The sequence below is a fragment of the Inquilinus limosus MP06 genome (genome assembly GCF_000767795.1).
Classification (GTDB): Bacteria; Pseudomonadota; Alphaproteobacteria; order DSM-16000; family Inquilinaceae; genus Inquilinus; species Inquilinus limosus_E.
The window spans coordinates 1-5,171 of sequence record NZ_JANX01000472.1 but is presented as its reverse complement, the minus strand read 5'-3'; the positions used below and the strand labels follow the sequence as shown (position 1 = coordinate 5,171).

Here is a 5,171-nt window from a genome sequence, read left to right as displayed (position 1 = left end):
CCACGGCCGGTTGGGCGACGGCACGACCCTCCTGGCCCGGCTGCCCGGCGTGGTGCCGGCCCGCGGCGGCGACCGCCTGGCCTTCGCCGTGCCCGAGGACCAGTTGCACCTGTTCGACCCGGAGACCGGCCGCGCGCTGGGGTAGAGGCAGTCGCGCGACCTCTTCCGCCTACGGAACCTTTCACAGTTCCCACCACCGTCATTGCGAGCGCAGCGAAGCAATCCATGCAGCCGCTCGTGCGGGACGATGGATTGCTTCGTCGGCTTCGCCTCCTCGCAATGACGGCGAGGGGAAAGGAAAAGGGGGCAGGACGTGACGCCCGGCCCCCGCCCCGTCATCCCCCGACCATCAGCGGATGGCCAGGCCGCCCTTGAACAGCGGGCTGCGCTTGGCCGCCGCGCGCTTGGCGGCCGTGGCCGCGAACTCCGCGGTGTCGGTCACCGGGTCGCGCCGCATCGCGAACACGATCACCGCATTCGCCACCGCGTCCGAAAACTGGTCCAGCGCGGTGTTGCTGATATTGGCGATGCCGTCGCAGGGCTGGTGGTAGCAGGCATCGTAGGGCTGGCCCGCCGTGCCGCCATAGATCCGCGCCTCGGCCTCGGACTTGACGTTCTCGGCGCCGCTGAACAGGCCGCCGGCCGGGATGCCGTTCTCGATGAACGGGCCGTAGTCGGACCGGCCGTCGAAGGCGGTCGGGGCCGTGGCCAGGTTCTTGCGGGCGAAATGCGCCAGGAACACGTTCTCGATCAGCCCGGACCCGTCCGGCCCGGCATCCGGCGTGTCCGACCCGTTGCCGTCATAGACGAAGCGCACGAAGTTCGGCGACGCCAGCATGTCGAAGTTCAGGTTCAGCAGGATCTTCTTCTTCTCGGCATCGCTGAGCGACGCGACATAGTGGGTGGAGCCGAGCAGCCCCAGCTCCTCGCCGCCCCAGAAGGCGAAGCGCACCTTGTTGCGCAGCAGCAGCTGGCGGCGGCCGACCTGCTCCGCCACCTCGAGATTGGTCGCGGTGCCGCTGCCATTGTCGTTGATGCCCGGGCCGACCTGCACGGAATCGAGATGCGCCCCGACCGTGACGACCTTGTTCGGGTCGCCGAACCAGGTGTCGGCGATGACGTTCCAGTTGGTCCGCTCCTCATTGATCGCCTGGACCTTGATGCGGACGGTCACCGGGCCGGACTGGGCCTGGGTGTACAGCTCGTTGCCGACCTCGAAGCTGGTGAACACACCCGGATAGGGCCGCGGCGCGCCGAGGCCGACGCCCTCGATCACGTCGGTGCGGCCGGGCTGGCCCTCATTCATGATGATGACGCCGATGGCGCCCGCCGCCTCCGCCATCTCCGCCTTCTGGGCGAAGGTGCAGGTGCCACGCTGGATCAGGGCGATGGCCCCGGCCGTCTCCGGCGGATAATCGGCGGCCTCGCAGCCGCTCGCCGAGCTCGGCTCCGGTGTCGGCGGCAGCACGATATTGCGGGTCGGCACCACCCGGCCGGTGACCTCGGTCGAGGCGGAATAGAGCGTGGTCGCGAAGTCGGTGGCGGGAGTGTAGGTCCGCGGCGACGGCGACACCCGCGCGAATTCCGGCGTGCCCGTCTCCTGGAAGAAATCGAACGGGAAGGGCTGGACGGTGACCCGGTAGCCGGCGCGCTGCAGCCGCTGCTTCACATAGTCGACCGAGGCCTTGTAGCCCGGCAGGCCGGCGGCGCGATTGCCGCCATTGGCGGTGGCGATGGCCTGCAGAGCGGTCAGGTGCTGGCGGATCCCGGCGACCGTGACCGCCCGCTGCAGGTCGGCGCTGATCAGCCCGGTGATCAGGTCGCCGATCAGGCCACGCTGGGCCGCCGCCGACGGGGCGGCGTTGGTGGTGGCGGCCATGGCCGAGGACGCAGGCAGGGCCAGGGCGGTCGCCAGCAGGGCGGCCGCCAGATGACGCGTTTTCACGATGGTCCCCCTTCAAGTCGTTGCGGTGGGGCTTGTGGCGGCCCGGATCGCAATCGAAAGGCCGTTTCCGGCCAGCCTCCCCACTTGGGTCAGCACTGTCCAGCATCGCCTGGAAACACGTCAATGGAATTGTTGAATCTTGTTTTAGGCTGTATTTGCAGAAATTTGACATTATCGAGATTTAGCCCGACAAATCCGCAGATATCTGGTCTCAGTCGAGATTTTGCCTGACAAATTACTGTATCTTCCAAAATAGAACCGGGTCCGGACGTCGCCGCCCGGACCCCGAACCCATCTGCCTGCCGCCGCGTCAGCGGATCATCAGCGGGCCCTTGTACAGCGCGCCCTTCGTCGCCGTCCGGGCGACCCGCTTGGTCGCGGCCGAGGCCGCCAGTCCGACCGGGTCGACCACGGGGTCGCGCCGCTGGGCGAACACGACGACCGAGTTCGCCACCGCGTCCGAGAACTGGTCGAGCACGGTGTTGTTGATGTTGGCGATGGTGTCGCAGGCCTGGTGATAGCAGGGATCATAGGGCTGGCCGGCAGTGCCGCCATAGATCCGCGCCTGGGCCTCGGTCTTGACCACCTCGGCGCCGCTGAAGATGCCGCCCGCCGGGATGCCGGCATCGGTGAAGGCGACGTAGTCCGAGCGGCCGTCGAAGGCCGTCGGCTCGGTCGCCAGGTTGCGCTGGGCGAAGAAGGCCAGGAACACGTTCTCGACCAGGCCGGAGCCGTTCGGGCCCGTCGCGTCCGGGAAGGTGGAGCCGTTGCCGTCATAGACGAAGCGGACGTAGTTCGGCGACGCCAGCATGTCGAAGTCCAGCATCACCTTGATCTTCGCCCGCTCGGCGTCGCTCAGCGTCTCGACATAGTGGTAGGAGCCGAGCAGACCGAGCTCCTCGGCGCCGAAGAAGGCGAAGCGCACCTTGTTGCGCAGCAGCAGCTGGCGGCGGCCCAGCTGCTCGGCGACCTCGAGATTGGTCGCGGTGCCGCTGCCGTCGTCGTTGATGCCCGGGCCTGCGGGCACCGAGTCATTGTGGGCGCCGACCACCACGACCGAATCGGGCCGGCCGAAATACGTCTCGCCGATGACGTTCGAGGTCGGGCGGTTCTCGGACAGCGTGTTGGTGGTGACATGCACGGTCACCGGGCCGGCCTGGGTCTGGGCGTAGAGGTCGGCGCCGACCTGGAAGGTGGCCTTCAGCACCGGGATGTCGATCGGCACGTCCATGGCGGCGGTGGGGAACAGGTCGGTGCGCCCGGGCTGGCCTTCATTGAAGATGACCACGGCCTTGGCGCCGGCCGCCTTGGCATTGGCCGCCTTGACGCTGAAATCGCAGGTGCCGCGCTGGACCAGGGCGACGTTGCCGGACACCGCGGCCGGGAAGTCCGCGGGCTCGCAGCCGCTGGTCGAGTTCGGTGCCGGCGCCGGCGGGATCTCGATGTCGGTGGTCGGCACCAGCCGGCCGGTGACGTCCCCCGAGCCGGAGAACGGCATCGTGGTGAAGTCGGTGCCCTCGACGAAAGTCTTCGGCGTCGGCGTCAGCTCGGCGAAGGTGCCGGGCCCGCGCTCCTCGTAGAACGGGATGTCGAAATTCTGCACCGTCACCCGGTAGCCGGCGCGCTGCAGCCGCTGCTTGATGTAGTTGACCGTGGCGACATTGCCGGGCGTGCCCGCGGCGCGGTTGCCGCCATTCGCATCGGCGATCCGCTGCAGGGCGTTGAGGTGCTGGCGGATGTTCGGGACGGTGACCGCCCGCTGCAGGTCCAGGCTCATCAGCGCCGTGATCAGGTCGCCGAGCGGGTTGCCCAGCGACAGGGTGTTGGCGGAGGCCTTGGAAGCGCTCGCGGAGGCCGTATCGGCCAGGGCCGAGGACACGGGAAGGGCGACGACGGACGCCAAAGCGGCGGCCGCCAGATGACTCAGTCTCACGATTGGTCCCCCTATGTGTTGCGGTGGGGCTTGTGGCCGCCCGGTTCGCAAACGAATGGCCTCGATCCGGCCAGCCCCCACGTGACGGCACTGTCCGCCGCCACCGGGACAGTCGTCAACATTCCTGATTTAGGTCAATTTGTCTGAAACTCTTTCAAAGATTTGCGTTATACATTAACAATTCTATGAAACCTTGGTCTCTTCTGAGATATTGCCCGACAAAGCTCGACGACTCTTTTCCCGATACTGCTGCAGCGCAACATCATTCCGAGAAGTAGCGGCGCCAGGCCTCCGCCACAGTGGGGTCCGCCAGCAGCGCGTCCCAGATCCGGCTGAGCGGAGTCATCTCCTCGCGGAAGTCGTACCAGGTCAGCAGCGTCAGCAGGTACAGGTCGGCCGCGCTGCGCTGCTCGCCGAGAAGGTACGGGCCGGGCATCAGCGCGTCGGCGACCAGCGCCCAGTAGCGGTCGACCGCACGGTCCGCCGCCTCCCGCACGGCCGGGGCGCCAGCGGGGTCGGCGGTGAAGCGCTCGGGATAGGCCTGGCGCAGCACGGCGCCGTACAGGTTCACCGCCATGAACACCAGCCAGCGGTCGAACCGGGCGCGGCCGGCGCTGCCCGGCGGCGGCGCCAGCCCGGCGGCGGGATGGGCATCGACCAGATGCAGGATCATCGCCGCCGACTCGGTCAGCACCGTGCCGTCCGGCAGCACCAGCGTCGGGATCTCGCCCATCGGGTTCAGGCGCAGATAATCGGGATGGCGATGCTCACCCACCTTGTGGTCGATGCGGACCCGCTCGCAGGGCGCGCCGGCCAGCTGCAGCACCAGGTCGGGGGCGAAGGCGCCGGTGTCCCTGTTCCAGTACAGCCTGTACATCGCCGTGCCCTCCCCGGTTTCGACCGCCGCAACCATGATGGCGCGAAACCGGCGGGGATCAACGGTCTGCGCCTCGCGGCTTGCTGCATTGCAGCGACTCGGTTGCCCCGAGAGATTCAGGTGCTATTGTGCGGCCCGTTTCGCGGGCGGCCTCAGGCGCCGCGCTCTCACCCAGGACGGACGGTCCATGAACATCCACGAGTATCAGGCGAAGGGGCTCTTGGGGCGCTATGGCGTGCCGGTGCCGCGCGGCGGGGTGGCGTACACGCCGGAGGAGGCGGTGCGCGTGGCGGAGGGTCTCGGCGGCAGCGTGTATGTCGTCAAGGCGCAGATCCATGCGGGCGGCCGGGGCAAGGGCCACTTCCAGGAGGACCCGTCGGGCAAGGGCGGGGTCCGGGTGGTGAAGTCGACGGCGG

Annotated in this window: 4 protein-coding genes; 1 reads left to right on the top strand and 3 read right to left on the bottom strand. The window is 68.2% G+C overall.

The features are described from left to right. Positions 1 to 349 precede the first annotated feature (349 nt). The 3 genes from P409_RS26220 to P409_RS39260 form a co-directional block, all read right to left on the bottom strand. Complete coding sequence (locus P409_RS26220) at positions 350 to 1,945, bottom strand: M28 family metallopeptidase (RefSeq protein WP_052121416.1); 1,596 nt, start codon at positions 1,943 to 1,945, stop codon at positions 350 to 352. Between the two features lie 310 nt (positions 1,946 to 2,255). Then, the gene (locus P409_RS26215; protein ID WP_152613549.1) at positions 2,256 to 3,878 is read right to left on the bottom strand and encodes a M20/M25/M40 family metallo-hydrolase; all 1,623 of its coding nucleotides are present in this window, start codon (positions 3,876 to 3,878) and stop codon (positions 2,256 to 2,258) included. A gap of 262 nt (positions 3,879 to 4,140) precedes the next feature. Further along, the gene (locus P409_RS39260) at positions 4,141 to 4,755 is read right to left on the bottom strand and encodes a glutathione S-transferase family protein (protein ID WP_052121414.1); all 615 of its coding nucleotides are present in this window, start codon (positions 4,753 to 4,755) and stop codon (positions 4,141 to 4,143) included. Positions 4,756 to 4,942: 187 nt separating this feature from the next. On the opposite strand from P409_RS39260, the gene P409_RS26205 reads away from it, so the two are divergent. After that, the coding region (locus P409_RS26205; protein ID WP_034845352.1) for an ATP-grasp domain-containing protein at positions 4,943 to 5,171 on the top strand (229 nt) is incomplete at its 3' end.